The following is a 19,930-nucleotide window of genomic DNA, read 5'->3' on the forward strand; positions in this document are numbered from 1 at the left end:
ATTAACAGAGGAATTTTTATGTCGCTACCACATTATAAAATGACAATGCTTGCTCTAACGATTGGCATTGCATCTGCAATGGTAGGCTGTAGCAGCAATCCCAAGAAAGAAGTGGTAGATACCGGTCCACAATCGAGTGAACAGGTTTATATTCAAAAAGCAGAAAAAGCACTGCAAAGTGGTCAATATACCGACGCTGCAAAACACTTAGAAGCATTAGATACCTATTACCCTACAGGTGAATATGCGCAACAAGCTCAACTAGAGCTGCTCTATGTGAAGTTTCAGCAGAAAGATTATGAAGGTGCGATTGCACTGGCTGATCGTTTCATTCGTTTGAACCCTCAGCATCCAAACGTGGACTATGCCTACTATGTACGTGGTGTAGCCAACATGGAACAAAACTATGATGGTTTGATTCGCTATACATCTTTAAAGCAAGCACATCGCGATGTGAGCTATCTTAAAGTGGCGTATCAAAACTTCGTAGACTTTATTCGTCGTTACCCTTCAAGCACTTATGCTGTAGATGCCGCACAGCGCATGAAGTTTATCAGCAATGAGTTGGCTGAAAGCGAAATGAATGCGGCACGTTTTAATATCAAACGTAAAGCATGGGTCGCAGCACTAGAGCGTGCGCAATGGGTGATTGAACATTATCCACAAAGCCCTCAAGTGCCTGAAGCTTTAGCAACTGTTGCTTATTCGTATGACCAATTGGGCGACAAGCAAACTGCTCAACAATATACCGATGTCTTGAAACTAAATTATCCAAATTTAGTGAAATCGAATGGTGAAGTGAACTTACGCGCTGCACGTAAAGAAGCAAGTTGGGTCAACCGTGCGACTTTAGGTGTGTTTGGCCGCGAAGAACAAAACAGTTCTGAAGAAAAAATCGAACAGCCGAAACAAACAACAGAGCGCAGCTTTACCAACCGTATCAGTTTCGGTTTGCTCGATCGTCCTGAAACACAGCAAAACATCAATACTGAAACCGAATAATTCCTCTGAAATATTCGCTATTTTAGAAAGGGCAAGTTATCATACTTGCCCTTTTGTTTTGTGCGATTTTTGCTTGATCAAAATGCCTAAAAGGTATACAAAACAATCTAGATTCGATGGTTTTTTGCATTTTAAAACCTCCATCTCTGCTTCTTCTCACGGTTTTCAAAACATCAGCGACTGACGATTCGACATGGCTATTCCTCAACACACCATTGACCAAATTTTAGATCGGACCGACATTGTCGACCTGATTGGTCAACGTGTGAAACTTAAAAAGTCAGGTCGCACCTATTCAGGCTGCTGTCCGTTCCATCAAGAAAAATCACCATCTTTTCACGTGTATCGTGACAAACAATATTTTCACTGTTTTGGTTGTCAGGCCAATGGTAATGCCATTCGTTTTTTAATGGACATCGACAGTCGTAACTTTATTGATGTGATGAAGGATTTGTCGAGTCAAACAGGCATCGAACTTCCAAAAGACAACCGTGACTCGAAAAAACTGGTGTATAAGCGCGAAGCTAAACCTGTCCAAAAACCACAGGTCGATGTCGCAGAAGCCAAGAAAGCTGAGCCAGCTCCAGCACAACCGGAGTTTCAGATTGAGCATGATCCTTTTGCTGAATTTCAGTCCATGGACTACCAAGAAGGTTATGCTGATTTTGATACCTTCGAAGGCTTCAACACCGCCCCCGTTCAGGAAGGTAACTTATACGACCTGTTAGAAAATATTGCGCAATACTATGAGCAACAACTACCGCATAGTCGTGCTGCTCAGCAGTACTTTAAACAGCGTGGACTCAGCCGAGATACTATTGCGTATTGGCGTTTAGGCTATGCACCTGAAGACTGGCAACACTTAGAAAAAGCCTTCCCGCAAGATATCGAAGGCTTAAAACTACTCGGACTGATCCGTACTAGCGATAACGGTCGTGACTTTGACTTGTTGCGGGATCGTGTCATATTTCCGATTCGTGATGCCAAAGGTCGCGTGGTGGGCTTCGGTGGTCGTGCTCTAAATGACGAAATTAAGCCCAAATACATCAACTCGCCAGACTCTGAAGTATTTCATAAAAACCAATTGCTTTATGGTTTATATGAAGGCCGTAAACAAAAAGCCCAAGACTGGCTGATGGTCGAAGGCTATATGGATGTGATTGCGCTACAGCAGTATGGGATTGCAGGTGCCGTGGCGACCTTAGGAACTGCCAGTAACACCGAACACTTAAATATTCTGTTTAAACAAAACAACCGTATTACCATTGCCTTTGATGGTGACGTGGCTGGACAAAAAGCGGCACGCCGTACTTTAGAAATTGCGCTCCCCTTACTTAATGATGGTCGTGAGCTAAAATTTTTTGTTTTACCGAATGATCATGACCCAGATTCACTGATTCGTCGCGAAGGGATTGAAAACTTTAATAAACTGCTCCAACAGGCCCCACTGTTGTCAGACTTTGTTTTTGCACATCTGACGCAGAACCATGACATCAGCAGCCCTGAAGGTAAAAGTCAGGTCATGAGTGAGTTACGCCAACTAACGGATTTATTGCCCAAAACAGGCTCTTTCCGTTATTTGCTGAATCAATCCTTCAAAGAAAAACTCGGTTTTGGTCGTCGCTGGACACCTCAAGTCAGCAACGATGCCTCGTTGTCTTTTAATATTCGTACCAAAGATGAAGACTTCGCCCTCGCCGTTCTGATCCATCATCCGTTTTTGTATATTCACTTTGAAACTCTACGCGCCTATCTACCTGAAGATGAACTTTTAGCGCATGTGCTACAAGTCTTAGATGGCATCTTTGATGATTTACCTGATGACCAAGAACTGGCAACCTATTATGTTTTGGGTGCATGTAGCCGTTATGCCAACGCAATTGCTGATATTATGCAGCGCACAAATATTGAAGAACTAACTAAAACACCAGAACTGGCGGATAAACTGGCCAGTGAATATGCCCTTTCGCTTGAAGAAAAATATTTAAAACTTAAACTTAAAGCCCCAAATTCATTAATTGAGACACGAAATTTAAAACATAAACTCTTTGAACTGACCAAAAAAATAGGCTTAAGACTGATTACTTAAACCTATTGCATTTTTTATCTGGGTTTACTTTTTAGTTTTACGACGTTTAGCAAAAGTCTCATTTAAACACGTTTGCATTTGCTCAAAATGACTCGGATCTTCTGACTTGGCTGCTTCACGCAGCAGAATCGAGGTCGGATGTAGCAATTTCTGCGTCAAACGATGTGCAAATTCTTGCATCACCTGCTCGGCCTGTTCTCCTTTTGCAATTCGTGCCAACGCTAGATCTAATTCTTCTTGTCTTAACTGTTCACCTTGCTGACGGTAAGCATGGATGGTTTCACCCGCCAGATTGACCTTTTGCTGGGTCACTAACTCCGTTGCTAGTTGGTTAACCATCACCTCTGCTTCAACCGCCGCCTGACGACGCTGAGCAAGGTTTTCATCAATCACCGACTGTAAGTCATCTACGCCATATAAATAGACGCCATCCAAACTTTCCACTTTCGGGTCGATATCACGCGGAACAGCCAAATCCACCATCAACATTTGTTGATAACGACGCTTTTTTAAGGCAGCTTTTACATCTGGATAATGAATCACCTGATGTAAACTTCCCGTACAACTGGAAATGACATCTGCACGCGCTAAGTTATTGGCCAACTGATCAAACTCAATAATTTCAACATCTACACGATGGGCTATTTCTTGAGCCAAAGCTTCAGCCCGTTCACGGGTACGGTTACAAATGAGGATTTTTGCGACTCCCATTTCAGCCAAATGCTTCGCCACCAAGCTATTCATTTCGCCCGCAGCTACCACCATGACTGTCAACTTTTCAGGCTTACTAAACACTTGTAATGCAAGCTGAGCCACCGCGTAACCCATCGATACAGCATGACTACCCACAGCCGTTTCAGAGCGGACGCGTTTCGCCGCATAGAAAGCATATTCAAAAATTCGGTTTAAATGAGGAGAAACAGTATGAGCCGTCTTCGCTAGAGATAGTGCAGATTTAACCTGCCCCAAAATTTGCGGTTCACCAAGCATGAGTGAATCTAAACCGCTTGCAACACGCATTAAGTGAGTGACAGCCTGCGCATTTTCATAACGGTATACATGATTCAACAATTGTTTAACATCTATGCCATTTGCTTGGGCGAGCCAGTTCAATACCATATCTGAATTTTCAGACATGGCATACACTTCTGTTCTGTTACACGTAGACACCACCACCATTTCATTTAAGTCTTGGTTTTGGCCTTGTTGCTCAAGCAGTTGCGTTAACTTTTCAGGGTTAAATGCAATTTGCTCACGCAATTCTACGGAGGCGGTTTGATGGTTGACACCCAATGCAAAGAAAGACATATCAGATCATCATTTCGCTAAATTTATGCTATTGTGCAATAACGGTGTCATAAAAAGCATTACTTGGATCAAGAAAAATTGCGTCAAACACATTGCCGACTGAGCGGCGCGAGAATTAAGCAATATTCTACCACATTCTTACTCGTCGGTAGCATGGCATCTAGTGCTCATCTTAGAGCAGCTGGAGATTTTTCGCTATCTAATTATGATGCAATTCAACAAAGTATGATTGCCGAATTTGCACTGGCTTACCAAGACAGCGCGACTGCCTTGCACAACTATACTGTGCTGGCGATTAAAAGTAATTCCACCACTATTAAACAACGCGCTTTAAATATTGCCCTTGAACAAAATGATTTGCATGCCGCACTCGACATTGCAACGCATTGGGTGGTGCAAGAGCCTACCGATGTTCCAGCCTTATTTTATTTGTCGCACATTGCACTCAAAGCACATGAATATGAACTCGCGGCTGAAACGCTCGATAAAATTCTCAACATTGATGCCAATGCTGATTTAGAGCAAATCCTTGCTGGAATTGCCCCTGAAGAACCTGAAGATCAAGAAATTCTCATTCAAGCGTTACGTTCGAGTAAGGAGCGGAACAATCCCTCTATTTTGGCGTTGATTGCAGGTTTAGAGGCTCAAAATGGCCAGCTTGACCAAGCCCTAACCACCATTAATAAAGCCCTAAAAAAGCGCGGAAAAGTCACAGGCTACATTTTGATGAAGGCCAACTTACTCAGCGCACTCGGCCAAGAGGAAGAAACCCGTAATTGGTATTCAAAATCGAGTCGTAAACACCGCGACAATGTCGATGTCCGTTTAGCCGAAGCCAAATATCTAATAAAAATTAATGCGTCAAATGAGGCCTTAACCAAGCTTGAGAGCTTGATTAAAAAATGGCCTAAACAAGAAGAAGCCTTGTTTATTGCGGGGTTAACCAGTATTGACTTAAAGAAGTACGAAAAAGCGGAAAAATATCTGGTTGAACTACGTAATTCGGCCGAATATCAAAATGAAGCCTATTACTATCTAGCAGTGAATGCTGAGCGAAAACAGCATTTTGAAACAGCAAAAGCCTACTATCGTCTGGTCGATGGTAGCCTGTATACCGTATCGCGTCGTAGCCTCATCAGTATCTATACCCAGCAAAACAAACCCAACGATGCTTTACGCTTCCTAACCCAAGAACGCGTGAACTACCCACAACATGCAAGTTTTTTGTATCAGGCGCAAGCCGATATTTTAAAGCGCATGAATAACAAAGCTGCAGCCATGCGACTGTTAGATGAGGCGATTAAAAACTTACCGGATGATCCTGAACTGATCTATTCTGAAGTGCTAATGTTGGATCCACATACGGATAAAGACAAACTAGAGAAGTTGCTGAATCAACTGTTAAGCATCGAGCCTAATAGCCCAACCTATCTCAATGCTTATGCATACACTCTAGCCTTGCAAAACAGACGCTTAGATGATGCACGTAGATTTGTTGAACATGCTTTAGAATATGCCCCCGAACAAGCCTCCATCTTAGATACCTTAGGCTTTATTTGTTACTTACAAAATGACTTTAGCACTTCAGCCAAAGTCTTAGAAAAAGCCTACATCATCAGTGGTAGTGTCAATATTGGCGTGCGTTATGCACGTTCAGTCTATATGCTCGGTGATCTGCAAAAATTCTCCACTGTGTTACAACAACTCAAACAAAAACATCCAAATGATCCTCAATTGGATCAACTCAATACTTTATTGTTACCCCAACAACTGAAAAAGAGCTCATAGTTTTTATGCGTATTTTCTCAAATCTGAGCTTAAGCTTACTTGCTGCAAGTAGCTTGGCACTAACAGGCTGTCAACAGTTTACCAAACCACAGCTTGACCCAAACACCATACAAACCGAATCTGATCAACAATTTAGCTTACAGGGTAAAATTGGGGTGCGTACACCTGAACAAACAGGCAGTGCTTTTTTTACATGGGTACAACAGCAACAAGAATTTGATATTGAACTCAGTGGAATTTTAGGCGTTGGTAAAACGCAAATTACCGGTCGTCCAGGTGAAGTTAGCCTGAATAGTGCTAAAACTGGGTTGATTCAAGCAGAAACTCCTGAAGAACTTTTAAAAACAGCAACTGGTTGGCAGGCACCCATCACCCATTTAGTCAATTGGGTTCAGGCCAAACCCGCAACAGTTCAAGCACAAATCCAACGTGACAGTGCCAAACGAGCAGTACAGATCATTGAAGATGGTTGGAGCGTTGAGCTGAGCTATAACGAACAAGCCCATATGCCAAATCGGTTAATTTTAAAACAAGCACTTGAAAATGGTGCAGAAAACCGTATTACAATGGTCATTCAAAACCGCTAGTTTATCTCGTTATGATCCGTGTCCCTGCCCCATCAAAGCTGAATTTGTTTTTACACATTACGGGTCGCCGTGAAAACGGCTACCATGAACTGCAAAGTATTTTTCAGTTGATCGATCTGTGTGATTGGTTGGAATTTGAGCCTCGTACGGATCAAGAGATTCATATTGAAGGTTTAAACAGTGTCGATTTGAGTCAAAATCTGATTTATAAAGCGACACAGATACTTAAGCCGTATGCACAAACAGCCACCGGTTTATCCATTCGTCTTGAAAAAAATATTCCGATGGGTGCAGGCTTAGGTGGCGGTTCATCGGATGCCGCGACGACATTAATCGTGGTCAATCAACTGTGGCAATGCGGGCTAAATACTGAGCAATTAGCAGACTTGGGTGTTCAGTTAGGCGCAGACGTTCCCATCTTTGTCCATGGTCGCAATGCATGGGCTGAAGGTATAGGTGAGCACTTAACATTCATAGACTTAGATCAAAAACAATACATTGTGCTAAAACCTGATTGTTTTATCAGCACTCAATTGCTTTTTTCACAAAAAACATTGACAAGAAACACGAAGAGCTCTAAATTTTGCGCCTATCAGTTAAAGCCATCTGATTTTGGAAATAATTTTGAGCCTTTGGCAAGAAGTTTATATCCAGAAGTAGATGAAGCGATGCAATATCTCGACCAGTTCGGTGTTGCAAAACTTACAGGTACAGGTGCTTGTGTTTTTGCTGAAGTAACGAGTGATATGAACATTGATGATATTCTTGCAAATGCACCATGTAAAGCTTACTTGGTCAACAGCTTGAATGAATCACCAATAAGACATTTCCACGTTACCTGATAGGGGTATCGCCAAGTGGTAAGGCACCGGTTTTTGATATCGGCATCCGTTGGTTCGAATCCAGCTACCCCTGCCATTTTATTTCACCTGTAGATGACTGTACTAGGGGTATCGCCAAGTGGTAAGGCACCGGTTTTTGATATCGGCATCCGTTGGTTCGAATCCAGCTACCCCTGCCATTTTACAGTAATCAAATTTAGGGGTATCGCCAAGTGGTAAGGCACCGGTTTTTGATATCGGCATCCGTTGGTTCGAGTCCAGCTACCCCTGCCATTTTCCAAAAAAGACAGAACAACACTTTGCTGTTCTACTGTTAATTTACCTTGACAGAATGACGCAAAAATATTAAAGTTCTGCCGCATTAGGGGTATCGCCAAGTGGTAAGGCACCGGTTTTTGATATCGGCATCCGTTGGTTCGAATCCAGCTACCCCTGCCATCTAATTCCTAAATTGCCAACCGCCAAGGGTGCTTCATGCCCAATCTTGTCGTTTTTAGTGGATCTGCACATCCACAATTCGCCCAAAAAGTCGTAAGCCACTTGCACATCCCTTTAGGTGCTGCATCTATTGGTCAATTTTCTGACGGTGAAATTGCTGTCGAAATTACTGAAAATGTTCGTGGTAAAGACGTATTTATCGTACAACCTACTTGTGCCCCAACGAATGATAACCTGATGGAAATCCTCGTTATGGCTGATGCTTTGCGTCGTGCAAGTGCTGGTCGTATTACCGCAGTGATTCCTTATTTCGGTTATGCGCGTCAAGACCGTCGTCCTCGTTCATCACGTGTTCCAATTACTGCAAAAGTTGTCGCAGATATGCTGACAACTGTAGGAATTGACCGTGTGGTAATGATCGACCTTCACGCTGACCAAATCCAAGGTTTCTTCGATATCCCTGTAGACAACATCTACGGTACACCAGCGCTTTTAGCTGACCTTCGTCAACAATCACATGATAACCTCATGGTGGTTTCTCCTGACGTTGGCGGTGTCGTTCGTGCACGTGCTGTTGCTAAACAAATGGGCGATATTGACCTTGCTATCATCGACAAACGTCGTCAAAAGGCAAACGAATCACAAGTCATGCACTTGATTGGTGATGTTAAAGGCCGTGACTGCGTCATCGTAGATGACATGGTGGATACTGCAGGTACGTTATGTAAAGCTGCTGATGCATTGAAAACATTTGGTGCGCGCAAAGTGGTTGCTTATGCAACTCACCCTGTTTTATCAGGTAAAGCTATCGAAAACTTGAAAAACTCTGTGATTGATGAATTGGTTGTTACAGACACCATTCCTCTTTCTGAAGAAGCTCAAGCTCTTGGTAAGATTCGCCAAGTTTCAGTTGCGAGTATGGTTGCTGAAACAATTCGTCGTATTAACAACGAAGAATCTATTAGCGCAATGTTTGATTCTTATCTATAATATAGCGCTGAATTTTAAAAGCCCTGCCCAGTGCAGGGCTTTGTCTCACTAGGTCGGTCGCAGATCTAGTTTATTTAAAACTTAAATTAAGGATGTCTATCATGGCAAACTTCGTATTAAACGCTCAAGCGCGTGAAGCAGCTAACCAAGGGAAAGGTGCGAGCCGCCGCCTTCGTCACGCTGCTCAAGTTCCAGCTATCATCTACGGTGGTGCTGCTGAACCTGTAGCTGTTACTTTAGAACTTCGTGAGCTTGTTAAAGCTTTAGAAAACAACGCTTTCTTCGAAGAAGTTGTTGAAATCAAAGTTGGCGAAAAAGTTGAAAGCGTTAAAATCAAAGCGTTACAACGTCACCCAGCTAAAAACACGCCTATGCACGCTGACTTCGTTCGCGCATAAGTGTTATTGGTGTAATTAGTGTCAAATATTTCACTGATTGTTGGTTTGGGCAACCCAGGTTCTGAGTATGCCCAAACCCGCCATAATGCAGGCTTTTGGTTTGTTGAACGCCTTGCAGAACAATATGGCATTATGCTTAAAAAAGACCCAAAATTCAATGGAATGAGTGGGCGTGGTAATATCGAAGGTCAAGACGTCCGTCTGCTATTACCCACAACCTTTATGAACCTTGTTGGTAAAAGTGTTGTTCCCTTCGCAAAATTCTACAATATTGCTCCAGAAGCAATACTGATTGCTCACGATGAACTGGATATGAACCCTGGTGTCATTCGCCTAAAAACAGGTGGTGGTCATGGTGGTCATAATGGTTTACGTGACATAGTCCCTCATATCGGTCCAAATTTCCATCGCTTACGCATTGGTATTGGTCACCCCGGTTCAAAAGAACGTGTTTCAGGACATGTCTTAAGCAAAGCACCAAGCAATGAACAAAATTTAATGGATGACGCAATCCATCACGCATTAGCTCGCACTAAAATGCTGGTGAATGGTGAGATTCAGCCTGCCATGAATCAAATCAATGCTTACAAACCAAACTGATAAGTCAAAAAAATGTTGAACCATGCTGCTTGCCATACTGTCATTTTAAAGGCAAAATGCGCTTGCCTGATTGCTTATCCAGCAAGTTCAGATTGATTCAACCATAAGATAACGATCTTAGGTCCACTCAGGAGACGCTAGCCATGCTATCTCGTTTATTAAAAGCAAAAATCCACCGTTGTGTTGTTACTCAAGCTGAACTTCATTATGAAGGTTCATGTGCAATCGATGGTCTTTTATTGGATTTAGCCGGTATCCGCGAATATGAAGAAATTCACATGTGGAACGTGACTAATGGTAAGCGTTTCAGTACCTATGCAATTCGTGGTGAAGAAGGTTCTGGCATCATTTCAGTCAATGGTGGTGCAGCACATCAGGCCGATGTAGGCGATTTAATGATTATTGCTACCTTTGGTGATTTTACAGAAGCTGAAGCAAATGCACATAAACCACGTTTAGTTTATGCAAATCCAGACAATACTGTAAGTCACATGGCAAACTGTATTCCAGTACAAGTGGCTTAAGCCCAATAGATTAAAAAAATCCGCTGCGTGCGGATTTTTTTATGAGCAGAATAATGCAATTGGATCAATTCTGAGTAGCACGAAACCCGCTCAACCAATCTCGTTTGCTCTCACAGCCTAAATCTTGTAGCTGATCACCTTTCAATGCCGTGAGTATCGCATTGCCCTGCTCATCGACTTTAAACTCAGCATATTCTGCCTGCTGATAACAATCGGCTAAACCTTCTGCAAATAAAAAACTTCTCGACGCAGCATAAAGCCCGTTATAGCGATTATTCGGGTTTTGTAAAATCAGTCGAGCTGTACGAACATTTTTCGGCAACTCAAAATAACTATGGATCACGCGCCTCTGTGAATCGAGTTCAACATGAGTGAGCACCGAAGACTTGTTCTTAATCACTTCATCAAAATAATGACCTGAAAAAATCTGATCTTCTTGATTGCTGTTGGCTTGGTTGGTACTTTCTGGACTCAAATGCTGAGGCGCAAAATAAAGTTGATAATTCAGTGCCATATAATCCCCCTGAATAATCGAACGCGGGTCTACAGGTTGCAAACGCACATACATGGTTTGACTATTGTTTAAGTGCCATTCATTTTTAAAAATTAAGCCTAAAAACATCGCGATACTGAGTAATGCCAAAACAAGAGGAATCATTTTCTTCATATGCCGAACTCCTCTTTTTGCTTAAATAGCATCAAGCTCAATGTCAGCAAGAGCAATATCAGACCTGACAAGAACATGCTTAAACTTTTAATTAGAAAGGTCACGTCAAGGGAATAATATAAAAACCCTAAAATTAAAGCGAAAGTTGCCAGCGCAAATCCATAGATCACTTTATCTTGTGTTTTTAATGCCCATGAAATGATGGCCAAACAAATAAAAATATCGAAATAACCATAAAAAATCAGTCCCGCAGCAAAAATAGTCAAAATAAAATGCGCAAATAAATGAAACTGCTTTTGAATATGTAAAAAGACAAAAAGTACAAACCATAAAATCGGTAGGCCAAAAGCCAATATAGGAATGTGCTCAATTTTCGCTAATTCGTATTTCCCAAATAAAGTATAAAAACCCATAGAAAATAGAATAATCCCAAGTGCAGAAAGTAATAAACTGCGTTGATATTCAGTTGGCTGTATGAATTTTATGACCAAAATTCCCAGATAAAAAACATAATTCCAAAGTGCTAGATAAACAAAATTCTCAACAATATTACGCCAACTGAGATGTGCATTAATATCCCAAATACACGCCACACCTGCTGCATATAAACCCAAAATTTGAACAAAGACAAAGAACCAATGTGTTCGCATAAAATAAGCGAGTACTAGCATCGCCAATTGTAAAAATAGAATAGGAAGAATTTGATTGATTAAATCAACGGTGTGAAAGATCACCGCAATTTGTCCTGCAACCCAAAGACAATAAGCAAATTGTCTTAAAAACAAACTTTGTTTGGCTTTTAACAGATAAGCTGCCAACACTACAAAGACAATGCCCATAATCAAGGAGAAATTCCCCCAAAAGGTCAGCATCAACGTTGCAAAGACGATACCCGCAATCCAAGCTCCCACAGCAAGGGGAATAGCATTGAACCGACTATGTGGAATAAATTTAATCAACATGTAAGTGATGAAAGCAAACCACGCAAAAATAATCAGTGCGATAAAAAATAATTCAAAAATTTCATTCTGACCAAACCACTCCGTCACCGCCTTCACAATGATCAAGGTAAAGCTAATGCCTAAGCCAACGGCTGAAAGTGCACTACATAGCTGATCTTTATTTTGATAATAGTAAGCCAGTGAAATGCCCAACAAGAGAAAAGACACTGTGAAATAAAGAATGCTTTTATCCGCATAGAGATACATCGCCATATGCCAAATCGAGAGAATGGCAAACCACAGCAAGAATAAATAACGAAGTTTCGAATAATATTTATTGCAGAAATAGAATTGAATCAGTGCAAATACATGAATACAGATTAAAAAGAGATTTGGATATTGATCCCCCCAAAAGGTTTGGATAAAAAACAGAAACAGTGCCAATTGGCTGATAATACATAAAAGGAAAAATACACCGATATTCGGACGATATAACCACGGTAAAAGCAGCACAGACCAAAGTAAAAATAATAAATAGCTGTCAGCACCCGTTTGATAAATTTGACCAATCACAGCCAAACTTAAACCAATCATCAAACCACAGATACTATGTAAACATTGCACGAGAAAATCATGTTTTGTCAGCCACAAGCTACAAACCGCACTAAGTAACAATAACAACTGAGGAATAGCCAGCTGAATATTTTGTGGCAACATAAACCAATTGGCAGCAACCAAATACAGCATACTGACCGCAATGAGGGTAAAGCCAAAAACTTGCAGATGCTTTATAAAGGATTCAGCATTCCAAGGATAATCATATTGTTGAGTTTTGATCAATCCTAACTCCTCACTCTTATTTTTATCTTCATTATTTAAAAGGATTCAACCTAGAAAGGCTATACTCATTTAAGTTATGCCCTTTATTTTGGGCATTCATTTTGAAACCTTATACCCATACTAAGTTAAATCACGCAAAGAGATTGTTGAACTTTAGCAAAGCTATAGCAAAATTTGTTCTATGTATAAAACTGATCATTCTAAAACTCCCCCCTGTTTTTCTAAATATTTAGCACTATAATGGATTTACATCGCTTCAGGGCGGGGTGTAATTCCCCACCGGTGGTAAGTTCAGTTGAATTATTAAAACTGAATCAGCCCACGAGCCAGCCAAGCAGAAATCATCTATTTGGCTCGCAGATTTGGTTCAATTCCAAAGCCGACGGTATAGTCCGGATGAAAGAAGACGACGTGACCAATAGAATCTCAGGTACAAACCTGTGAGGATTTATTGCTACGCCAATTTTTCAAAGTCCTGAAATGTTCAACCGTACTTCAATTTTACGCGAGCGTTTCAATGTCTAGTTTGATTCAACCCGAAATTTTCTTTTCAGCCCTTTCTCCAGCTGAACAACGTATCCAACAAGCTTTAGAAGATATCCGCCGAGGCAAACCTGTTTTGGTGATGGATGACTTTGACCGTGAAAACGAAGCCGACCTCATTGTGGCTGCTGAAACCCTCACCGTCGAAACAATGGCACGTATGATTCGTGATGGTTCTGGCATTGTCTGTTTATGTCTGACCGATGAACTGGCCGATCACTTAGAGCTTATGCCTATGGTGTCAGATAACTCAAGTCAGTTTAAAACAGCATTCACTGTGACCATTGAAGCTGCAACTGGCGTGACCACAGGTGTGTCTGCGCAAGATCGTACCACCACAGTCAAAGCAGCAATTAAAGATGGGGCTGTTGCCAGCGACTTAAACCGCCCTGGTCATGTATTCCCGCTTCGTGCACGCCAAGGTGGTGTGCTCACCCGTCGCGGTCATACCGAAGGGACGATTGATTTAGCACGTTTAGCAGGCTTAAAACCAGCAGGTGTCTTGTGTGAACTGACCAATGCCGATGGAACTATGGCCTCTGGCATTCAAGTGTTGGCATATGCTCAAACGCATCAGTTGACTGTGATCACCATTGAAGAATTGGTGCAATATCGCATTAAACACGGAGTCTAATTTTTAGGCTCTCCATCAAAAAGCCTCTATGTTTGAGGCTTTTTGATGTAATACCATCAGCATCAAGCAAAGACAGTATAAATACCATAGAGCGCAATGCTGACTAATATCGCACCACAAACGCCTAATAACTTATTGTACAAAGCGGACTGCGATAGTTTATTAAAACCCAAATAAACCAAAGACAATGTGCTGAAATCTAGAATAATCCAGAGAATGGTCAACAGTACAAGACTGATATCGACATCACTGGTTACCCCAATGAATTGTGGGAAAAATGAAGCAAAGAAAATAATATCCTTCGGATTTGAAATCCCCACCAAGAAACCTTGCTTAAAGCCCCCCTGCACTGCCTTTAATTGCACTGGCGATGTTTCTGTTTCTTGTGCAATTGCTTCTTTTAAAATTTGAAAACCAAGATAGGCAATATATACGCAGCCTAAAATCTTAATCGTATTTAACCAATGCTCTGCAATGTTTAAAAAGCCTTTTAAGATGAGTACAGACAGTACAATGAGAACCAAAGAGGCTAAATTCGTCCCAAAAATGGTTTTTAAGGCTTGTTTATATCCACCTTTTAGACCTGCACTGGCAACCAACAACATCACTGGGCCAGGTGTTGCAATCATGACCACCACAGCCGTACAGTACAACGCCAGTTCAAATACATTCACCATCGAAAAACCCTTTTCCCCAGTCACTCTCGCAAATAGCTTAGGTATGCGGAGTATTCTTTTTCTATATCAAACCAAGAGGACTTATTCGTCCTCTTCCATATGGATGAGCTGTTGTCGAATTGCGTCAGCACGCAAAAATGCCAAATCATAACTGGCTGTAGCAAGTGCAAGAACACGGCGTTCAAACTCTTGCCAAATCGGTTTCACTTGCTGCGCTTGAATGCCTAAACCACTTTCTTCGGTAAAGTTCTTATTTTTTTCACATACTTTTAACGCATGATAAAGTTTCCGCCCTTTTGATGCATCGGGACGTAAACGAACGCGTTTAGATAAAACAAAAGCTTCTACCTGCGGGACATCAGCAAAAGGTAACATGGGCACTAAAATTTGATCTAGTTGTGCATCTAAGCGTTGCCAAACTGAACGATGCTGCTCCGAAGTGTAGGTATTCCACTGAATCACTTCATGATTAAAACGACGACAACCACGACACACAGAATCACCAAATACCGTTGAACAACGCCCTGCACATGGGGTCAAAGAGGCAATTCGACGATCTGTACTCAAAACATACTCCTGTTAATAAACGCACCAAAACAAAACGGATTTTGTCTTTGGCAACTGAATATACACGCTCACCTACCACTTGAGAAGCCATTTAAAATGTTTACTTATCTCGCATCTTGACTGAATTCCATGTAAAATGTGCGCCTTAAAATTATCTATCAAAATACATTGGAGTACTCCATGAACGCTACTGTAGAACAGCTTGCACCTGTAGAACAGCAAGCGACGACTGGTTGGGTTGTTGCCGCACTTTATCAATTCAAAGAAGTTCAAGATCCTGCTGATCTTCAACAACGTCTTTTAGACTTGGTAAAAACCATCAACCTATGTGGTACTCTGATTGTAGCGGGCGAAGGCATTAATGGTACGGTTGCAGGCGACCGTGCCGCGATCGATATGATTCATCAATTCCTTCTGAATGAAGGTTTTAACGAAATGGAATACAAAGAGTCTGACAGTGCAGACAAACCATTTCGTAAAATGAAGATCAAACTTAAAAAAGAGATCGTCACTCTAGGCGTTGAAGTAAAGCCACGTGATTTAGTCGGTCACTACCTTGATCCGAAAGAATGGAATGACCTGATTGCTCGTGATGACGTCATTTTGATCGATACTCGTAATGACTATGAATACAAAGCTGGAACATTTAAGGGTGCTATTGACCCGAAAACAGAAAGTTTCCGAGAATTTCCAGAATACGTTAAACAAAACCTTGAACAGCACAAAGATAAAAAAATTGCGATGTTCTGTACAGGTGGTATCCGCTGTGAAAAATCGACCTCCCTTCTTCTTCAAGAAGGTTTCAACGAGGTTTATCACTTAAAAGGCGGCATCTTAAAATACTTAGAAGAAACCCCTGCTGAACAAAGCATGTGGGAAGGCGAATGTTTCGTTTTTGATGGTCGTACTGCTGTCACTCATGGTGTTGAAGAAGGCCTTAACATTAAGTGTCATGCTTGTGGTTGGCCACTTCTTCCTGCTGAAGCAGAAGAACCTAGCTATGAACATGGTGTGTCATGCAAATACTGTATCGACAACACCACAGAAAAACAAAAAGAAGGCTTCCGTATGCGCCAGTCACAAATTGCTGCGGCTAAACGTAAACGCCTTTAAAATCATTCAGATGATTTAAGTCAAGAATAAGCCCTCATTTGAGGGCTTATTCTTTTATGCAGTTCGCATTTTTTAAAAATATTTAACAATTTTGTCACAACATTGAACTCAATCTGAGTCATACTGTATAAATAATAAGCTAAAGTGGTGCCCTGAAGGTCTCCACATAACAATAAAAATGACATACCTAAACGACGAAAATAGGATGATTGCCATGCATAAAATAATCATGCCACGCCATCGCACACTGATTCGCAATGCCGCAGCAAGCCGTATCGAACAATATCACAATACCAGCTTCAACCAAATCAAAGCCAAGCTTGAACAACGCACGCATTTATTTATCGTAGTTTTGGGCATGTTGATTGGTTCAAGTATTGCCCTCGGCATTGGTTACCATTTAAGTTCAAATCTCTTAAATTATACGTTGCTTAGTTTAATCCCGATTGCGTTGGCCTATAGCTTACGTAAAGTCTATATTCACACCCTGACCCATACCCGTTTCGATGAATAGAAAACAATACATTTCAATTCTTTACCCACATGCGATAAGTCCTTAAGATAACTTATCGCATTTATTTTTATGGTCTATATGAACCTCACTGCATGGATCATCTCTGTCATGGAACAACTGGGTTATTGGGGAATAGCCTTACTGATGTTTCTTGATAATGTTTTTCCGCCTATTCCTTCTGAAATTATCATGCCTTCTGCAGGTTATGCCGCCTCACAAGGCGAGTTGGTTTTAGTTGGGGTCATTATTGCAGGATGTATTGGTTCACTCTTTGCCGCAGCAGTGCTGTATTGGATCGGTTATCAATTTAAACAAGAGCACATTTTCAGATGGGTTGACCGCTATGGTAAATATTTATTTATCAAATCCACCGATGTGAAAAAATCCTTAGATTGGTTTGAGCAGTATGGTCACCGTATTGTATTTTTTGGTCGCATGATTCCTGCGGTACGTTCACTGATTAGCATCCCTGCGGGAATGAGCCGTATGCCCTTTTGGAAGTTCATGTTTTATAGTGGACTCGGTACGATTATCTGGACGACATTTTTAGCAACAGTCGGTTATTACTTTGGTGAAAACCAAGCACTGATGCATCAAATTTTTAGCAAAGTCGGTTATGTCATTATTGCCATTGTCGCTGTGATTATCCTTTGGTTTTTATATCGCAGACATTTAGGTAAAACACGCGGCTAATTTATTTATTTTGGGGGAATACATGAAACACTATTTACTGCATTTTGCGGCGGTATATAGCATTGCTTTGGTGCTGTTAATCACCGTACTGGTCTTTGGTTTAAACCTTGGCGGCTTAACCTTAATTCCGACTTTAGTGGCTTGTGCACTAATTAGTGTCGGGCACTTCGTAAAAAAAGAACACCGTGTTCCAAACAATCATGAAAAAATTCAACTGGTTTGGGGTTCAAGTGCTGTCGCAATTATCATCGGTAGTTTCTTTGTACTGTTTTTAGTACTAATGAATCCCAATGCTGAAGCGATTATGAAATCCGTCGATAATGCTGGCATTGGACTCACCGCTGTCGTTATGCTGTGTATGGTCGCGATTCATGGCGCTATTTTTCATATTGCCTATGGTTGGTACGCAGACTATTGTTTTAAAAAGTTGCCATAAAAAAGCACCTCGTTTGAGGTGTTTTTTTATGCTCGATAGATAGCGATCAAATGCCGCACGTCATGAGTGCTTTTGAGCGGAAAGTGCCATTAACTTTGTTTGGCTGGCTCTCATTTCTTCAATCAACCAATTTTTAAAAATGACTTTATTTGGATCATCCTCAAAAGGAGATGCGGAAAGTAAATAATAAGCGGAGCCATCTTGCACAATAGGGCTAAGCATATCTAACATTTGAAAATCGAGCTCTTTTTCAACCATATAGGCTGAAACCACTGTTGCACCTAAACCAGCTAAACATGCCTCTATACACAAATAGAAATGTTCCAACGCTACTTTTTCAAAATGCTTAAACTGCGCTTTATATGTATCTTTAAATTGTGTCCAAACTTTAGGTCGCGAACTGGCAATAAACAGCTGTGACATCGGGGCTAAATGATTATGACGCGATACACAAACCATATGCTCATCCGCCATTTTTTCGCTATAAATGGCCTTGCCCCACTCAAAATCATTACGCCTTAAGGCCAAGTCAATGTTTTGCGCTTTAAAATCCGCTTCTCCACCAGCTGTTAACAAACTGATATCAATCTCAGGATAACGCAGCTTAAATTGAACTAAACGCGGAATCAGCCATTTCATGGCGATAGTCGGCTCACAGGATAAGATTAAGGTCTTCTTCTCATTCTTCTTTTCTCTTGTCATCTGCACGAGGCACTGGTCAATCTGAGGAAACACCTGCTCACAACAATCAAACAGTGTTAGGCCATCTCCCGTCAGCTGTAACTTTTTGCCGTCACGAATAAATAAACGATGCCCCAGTGCCTCTTCCAAATTTTTTAACTGTTTACTGACCGCACCTTGAGTGACAAAGAGTTTTTCAGCAGCGATAGTCACACTGTCATAGCGGGCGACATAATAAAAAAACTTAAGAGAATTCAGTGATAAACGCTCAATCATTCCAAAAACTCATCAATAGGCAATAATTAAAATCGATTTTCACTATAGCAAATATATGAAAAATATATAAATCCTTTAATTCAATCCAAACAAGGATCAATGAGTGAATGAAATTATAGCGATTGCAATCATTACCCTACTTGCAGTCATTAGTCCTGGTGCTGACTTCGCTTTGGTCAGCCGAAATAGTTATCTATATGGGCGTAAACAAGGGATCTATACCGCATATGGTATTGCTTGTGCTGTATGGATCCACATTAGCTATAGTGTACTGGGGCTCAGCTTCTTAAAGCACTACATTCCAAACCTATTACATATCATTCAATATATTGGCGCACTGTATCTGATGTATATCGGGTACAAAACATTTACCCAACAGCAAATTAGTGACCATGTAACTCATGCTTTGCTGCGCCCACGACAGGCATTTATACAAGGTTTTCTTAGCAACAGTTTAAATCCCAAAACTACGCTATTTGTGATGAGCATCTTTGCACAGTTACTGCGAGGCAATCATGGTCTGATGCATTTAATTGGTTATGGCATGTTTATCTCGGTCAGTCATCTGCTGTGGTTTTTGCTCATTTCACTATTCTGTTCGACCCCAGTGATTCGAAATAAAATTTTAAGCAAACAAGTGAGCATTAACCGTGTCATTGGTACCGTACTCGCAACTTTAGGACTTTGCTTATTTCTCACAAACTAAGCATGTGTGGTACCAGCGTTTAAACCCTAAAATTTGGGCATAAAAAAACGTCCTCTAGGGACGTTTTTTTATTTGC

General features: G+C 41.2%; 21 protein-coding genes, 4 tRNA genes and 1 riboswitch. Of the genes, 19 read left to right on the top strand and 6 right to left on the bottom strand.

Annotation, left to right across the window (positions count from 1 at the left end):
- Positions 1 to 18 precede the first annotated feature (18 nt).
- Positions 19 to 1,002, top strand: coding sequence for an outer membrane protein assembly factor BamD (locus GVX98_RS14205; RefSeq protein WP_004695525.1), 984 nt, complete (start codon positions 19 to 21; stop codon positions 1,000 to 1,002).
- Between the two features lie 193 nt (positions 1,003 to 1,195).
- Positions 1,196 to 3,091, top strand: coding sequence for a DNA primase (locus tag GVX98_RS14210; protein ID WP_159128448.1), 1,896 nt, complete (start codon positions 1,196 to 1,198; stop codon positions 3,089 to 3,091).
- 24 nt (positions 3,092 to 3,115) lie between these two features.
- On the opposite strand, the gene hemA is transcribed toward GVX98_RS14210, so the two are convergent.
- Positions 3,116 to 4,399, bottom strand: coding sequence for a glutamyl-tRNA reductase (gene hemA / locus GVX98_RS14215; RefSeq protein ID WP_004982785.1), 1,284 nt, complete (start codon positions 4,397 to 4,399; stop codon positions 3,116 to 3,118).
- 78 nt (positions 4,400 to 4,477) lie between these two features.
- Here hemA and GVX98_RS14220 point away from each other — a divergent pair, with 78 nt between their 5' ends.
- From GVX98_RS14220 to panD, 11 genes are all read left to right on the top strand, one after another.
- The gene (locus GVX98_RS14220) at positions 4,478 to 6,187 is read left to right on the top strand and encodes a hypothetical protein (protein WP_035326991.1); all 1,710 of its coding nucleotides are present in this window, start codon (positions 4,478 to 4,480) and stop codon (positions 6,185 to 6,187) included.
- A 5-nt stretch (positions 6,188 to 6,192) separates the two neighbouring features.
- The gene (gene lolB, locus GVX98_RS14225) at positions 6,193 to 6,774 is read left to right on the top strand and encodes a lipoprotein insertase outer membrane protein LolB (protein ID WP_004982790.1); all 582 of its coding nucleotides are present in this window, start codon (positions 6,193 to 6,195) and stop codon (positions 6,772 to 6,774) included.
- Between the two features lie 11 nt (positions 6,775 to 6,785).
- Positions 6,786 to 7,616 (top strand): 4-(cytidine 5'-diphospho)-2-C-methyl-D-erythritol kinase, encoded by an 831-nt coding sequence (gene ispE / locus GVX98_RS14230; RefSeq protein WP_159128449.1) that lies wholly within the window; start codon positions 6,786 to 6,788, stop codon positions 7,614 to 7,616.
- 1 nt (position 7,617) lies between these two features.
- A tRNA-Gln gene (locus GVX98_RS14235) sits at positions 7,618 to 7,692 on the top strand.
- Between the two features lie 28 nt (positions 7,693 to 7,720).
- Positions 7,721 to 7,795, top strand: a tRNA-Gln gene (locus GVX98_RS14240).
- Between the two features lie 19 nt (positions 7,796 to 7,814).
- A tRNA-Gln gene (locus GVX98_RS14245) sits at positions 7,815 to 7,889 on the top strand.
- Between the two features lie 90 nt (positions 7,890 to 7,979).
- Positions 7,980 to 8,054 (top strand) — tRNA-Gln (locus tag GVX98_RS14250).
- Between the two features lie 36 nt (positions 8,055 to 8,090).
- The gene (locus GVX98_RS14255) at positions 8,091 to 9,044 is read left to right on the top strand and encodes a ribose-phosphate pyrophosphokinase (protein ID WP_004695513.1); all 954 of its coding nucleotides are present in this window, start codon (positions 8,091 to 8,093) and stop codon (positions 9,042 to 9,044) included.
- A 101-nt stretch (positions 9,045 to 9,145) separates the two neighbouring features.
- Positions 9,146 to 9,442, top strand: a complete 297-nt coding sequence (rplY, locus tag GVX98_RS14260) for a 50S ribosomal protein L25 (protein WP_159128450.1) — start codon at positions 9,146 to 9,148, stop codon at positions 9,440 to 9,442.
- Between the two features lie 18 nt (positions 9,443 to 9,460).
- Positions 9,461 to 10,042, top strand: coding sequence for an aminoacyl-tRNA hydrolase (pth, locus tag GVX98_RS14265; RefSeq protein ID WP_159128451.1), 582 nt, complete (start codon positions 9,461 to 9,463; stop codon positions 10,040 to 10,042).
- A 143-nt stretch (positions 10,043 to 10,185) separates the two neighbouring features.
- On the top strand, positions 10,186 to 10,566 hold the full coding sequence (panD, locus tag GVX98_RS14270; protein WP_004695506.1) for an aspartate 1-decarboxylase: 381 nt from the start codon (positions 10,186 to 10,188) through the stop codon (positions 10,564 to 10,566).
- A 64-nt stretch (positions 10,567 to 10,630) separates the two neighbouring features.
- Here the strand turns inward: panD and GVX98_RS14275 are convergent, their stop codons facing one another.
- Together GVX98_RS14275 and GVX98_RS14280 are read right to left on the bottom strand one after the other, a co-directional pair.
- Positions 10,631 to 11,233 (bottom strand): GDYXXLXY domain-containing protein, encoded by a 603-nt coding sequence (locus GVX98_RS14275; protein WP_159128452.1) that lies wholly within the window; start codon positions 11,231 to 11,233, stop codon positions 10,631 to 10,633.
- On the bottom strand, positions 11,230 to 13,014 hold the full coding sequence (locus tag GVX98_RS14280) for a DUF2157 domain-containing protein (protein WP_159128453.1): 1,785 nt from the start codon (positions 13,012 to 13,014) through the stop codon (positions 11,230 to 11,232). Before GVX98_RS14280 ends, GVX98_RS14275 begins: the two co-directional genes overlap by 4 nt.
- A 249-nt stretch (positions 13,015 to 13,263) precedes the next feature.
- Positions 13,264 to 13,426, top strand: a riboswitch (FMN riboswitch).
- Positions 13,427 to 13,531: 105 nt separating this feature from the next.
- Between GVX98_RS14280 and ribB the strand changes: the two genes are divergently transcribed.
- Positions 13,532 to 14,191, top strand: a complete 660-nt coding sequence (gene ribB / locus GVX98_RS14285; protein WP_159128454.1) for a 3,4-dihydroxy-2-butanone-4-phosphate synthase — start codon at positions 13,532 to 13,534, stop codon at positions 14,189 to 14,191.
- A 62-nt stretch (positions 14,192 to 14,253) separates the two neighbouring features.
- Here the strand turns inward: ribB and GVX98_RS14290 are convergent, their stop codons facing one another.
- Together GVX98_RS14290 and GVX98_RS14295 are read right to left on the bottom strand one after the other, a co-directional pair.
- Complete coding sequence (locus GVX98_RS14290) at positions 14,254 to 14,865, bottom strand: LysE family translocator (RefSeq protein ID WP_171503376.1); 612 nt, start codon at positions 14,863 to 14,865, stop codon at positions 14,254 to 14,256.
- An 84-nt stretch (positions 14,866 to 14,949) separates the two neighbouring features.
- Positions 14,950 to 15,435 carry a DUF1289 domain-containing protein gene (locus GVX98_RS14295; RefSeq protein WP_159128456.1) on the bottom strand — a complete coding sequence of 162 codons (486 nt, stop codon included), beginning with the start codon at positions 15,433 to 15,435 and terminating at the stop codon, positions 14,950 to 14,952.
- Positions 15,436 to 15,615: 180 nt separating this feature from the next.
- On the opposite strand from GVX98_RS14295, the gene GVX98_RS14300 reads away from it, so the two are divergent.
- The 4 genes from GVX98_RS14300 (at position 15,616) to GVX98_RS14315 (ending at position 18,191) form a co-directional block, all read left to right on the top strand.
- Positions 15,616 to 16,548 (top strand): rhodanese-related sulfurtransferase, encoded by a 933-nt coding sequence (locus GVX98_RS14300; protein WP_039890019.1) that lies wholly within the window; start codon positions 15,616 to 15,618, stop codon positions 16,546 to 16,548.
- Positions 16,549 to 16,762: 214 nt separating this feature from the next.
- Complete coding sequence (locus GVX98_RS14305; RefSeq protein WP_058870106.1) at positions 16,763 to 17,062, top strand: hypothetical protein; 300 nt, start codon at positions 16,763 to 16,765, stop codon at positions 17,060 to 17,062.
- A 78-nt stretch (positions 17,063 to 17,140) separates the two neighbouring features.
- The gene (locus GVX98_RS14310) at positions 17,141 to 17,755 is read left to right on the top strand and encodes a DedA family protein (RefSeq protein WP_159128728.1); all 615 of its coding nucleotides are present in this window, start codon (positions 17,141 to 17,143) and stop codon (positions 17,753 to 17,755) included.
- A 22-nt stretch (positions 17,756 to 17,777) separates the two neighbouring features.
- Positions 17,778 to 18,191 (top strand): ABZJ_00895 family protein, encoded by a 414-nt coding sequence (locus GVX98_RS14315; protein WP_004695488.1) that lies wholly within the window; start codon positions 17,778 to 17,780, stop codon positions 18,189 to 18,191.
- 60 nt (positions 18,192 to 18,251) lie between these two features.
- Here the strand turns inward: GVX98_RS14315 and GVX98_RS14320 are convergent, their stop codons facing one another.
- On the bottom strand, positions 18,252 to 19,148 hold the full coding sequence (locus tag GVX98_RS14320; RefSeq protein ID WP_159128457.1) for a LysR family transcriptional regulator: 897 nt from the start codon (positions 19,146 to 19,148) through the stop codon (positions 18,252 to 18,254).
- Between the two features lie 103 nt (positions 19,149 to 19,251).
- On the opposite strand from GVX98_RS14320, the gene GVX98_RS14325 reads away from it, so the two are divergent.
- Entirely contained in the window at positions 19,252 to 19,854 is a 603-nt protein-coding gene (locus tag GVX98_RS14325; RefSeq protein ID WP_159128458.1) for a LysE family translocator, read from the top strand.
- The last annotated feature ends 76 nt before the right edge of the window (positions 19,855 to 19,930 follow it).

This window comes from Acinetobacter sp. 8I-beige (assembly GCF_902505955.1).
GTDB classification, from domain to species: Bacteria; Pseudomonadota; Gammaproteobacteria; order Pseudomonadales; family Moraxellaceae; genus Acinetobacter; species Acinetobacter johnsonii.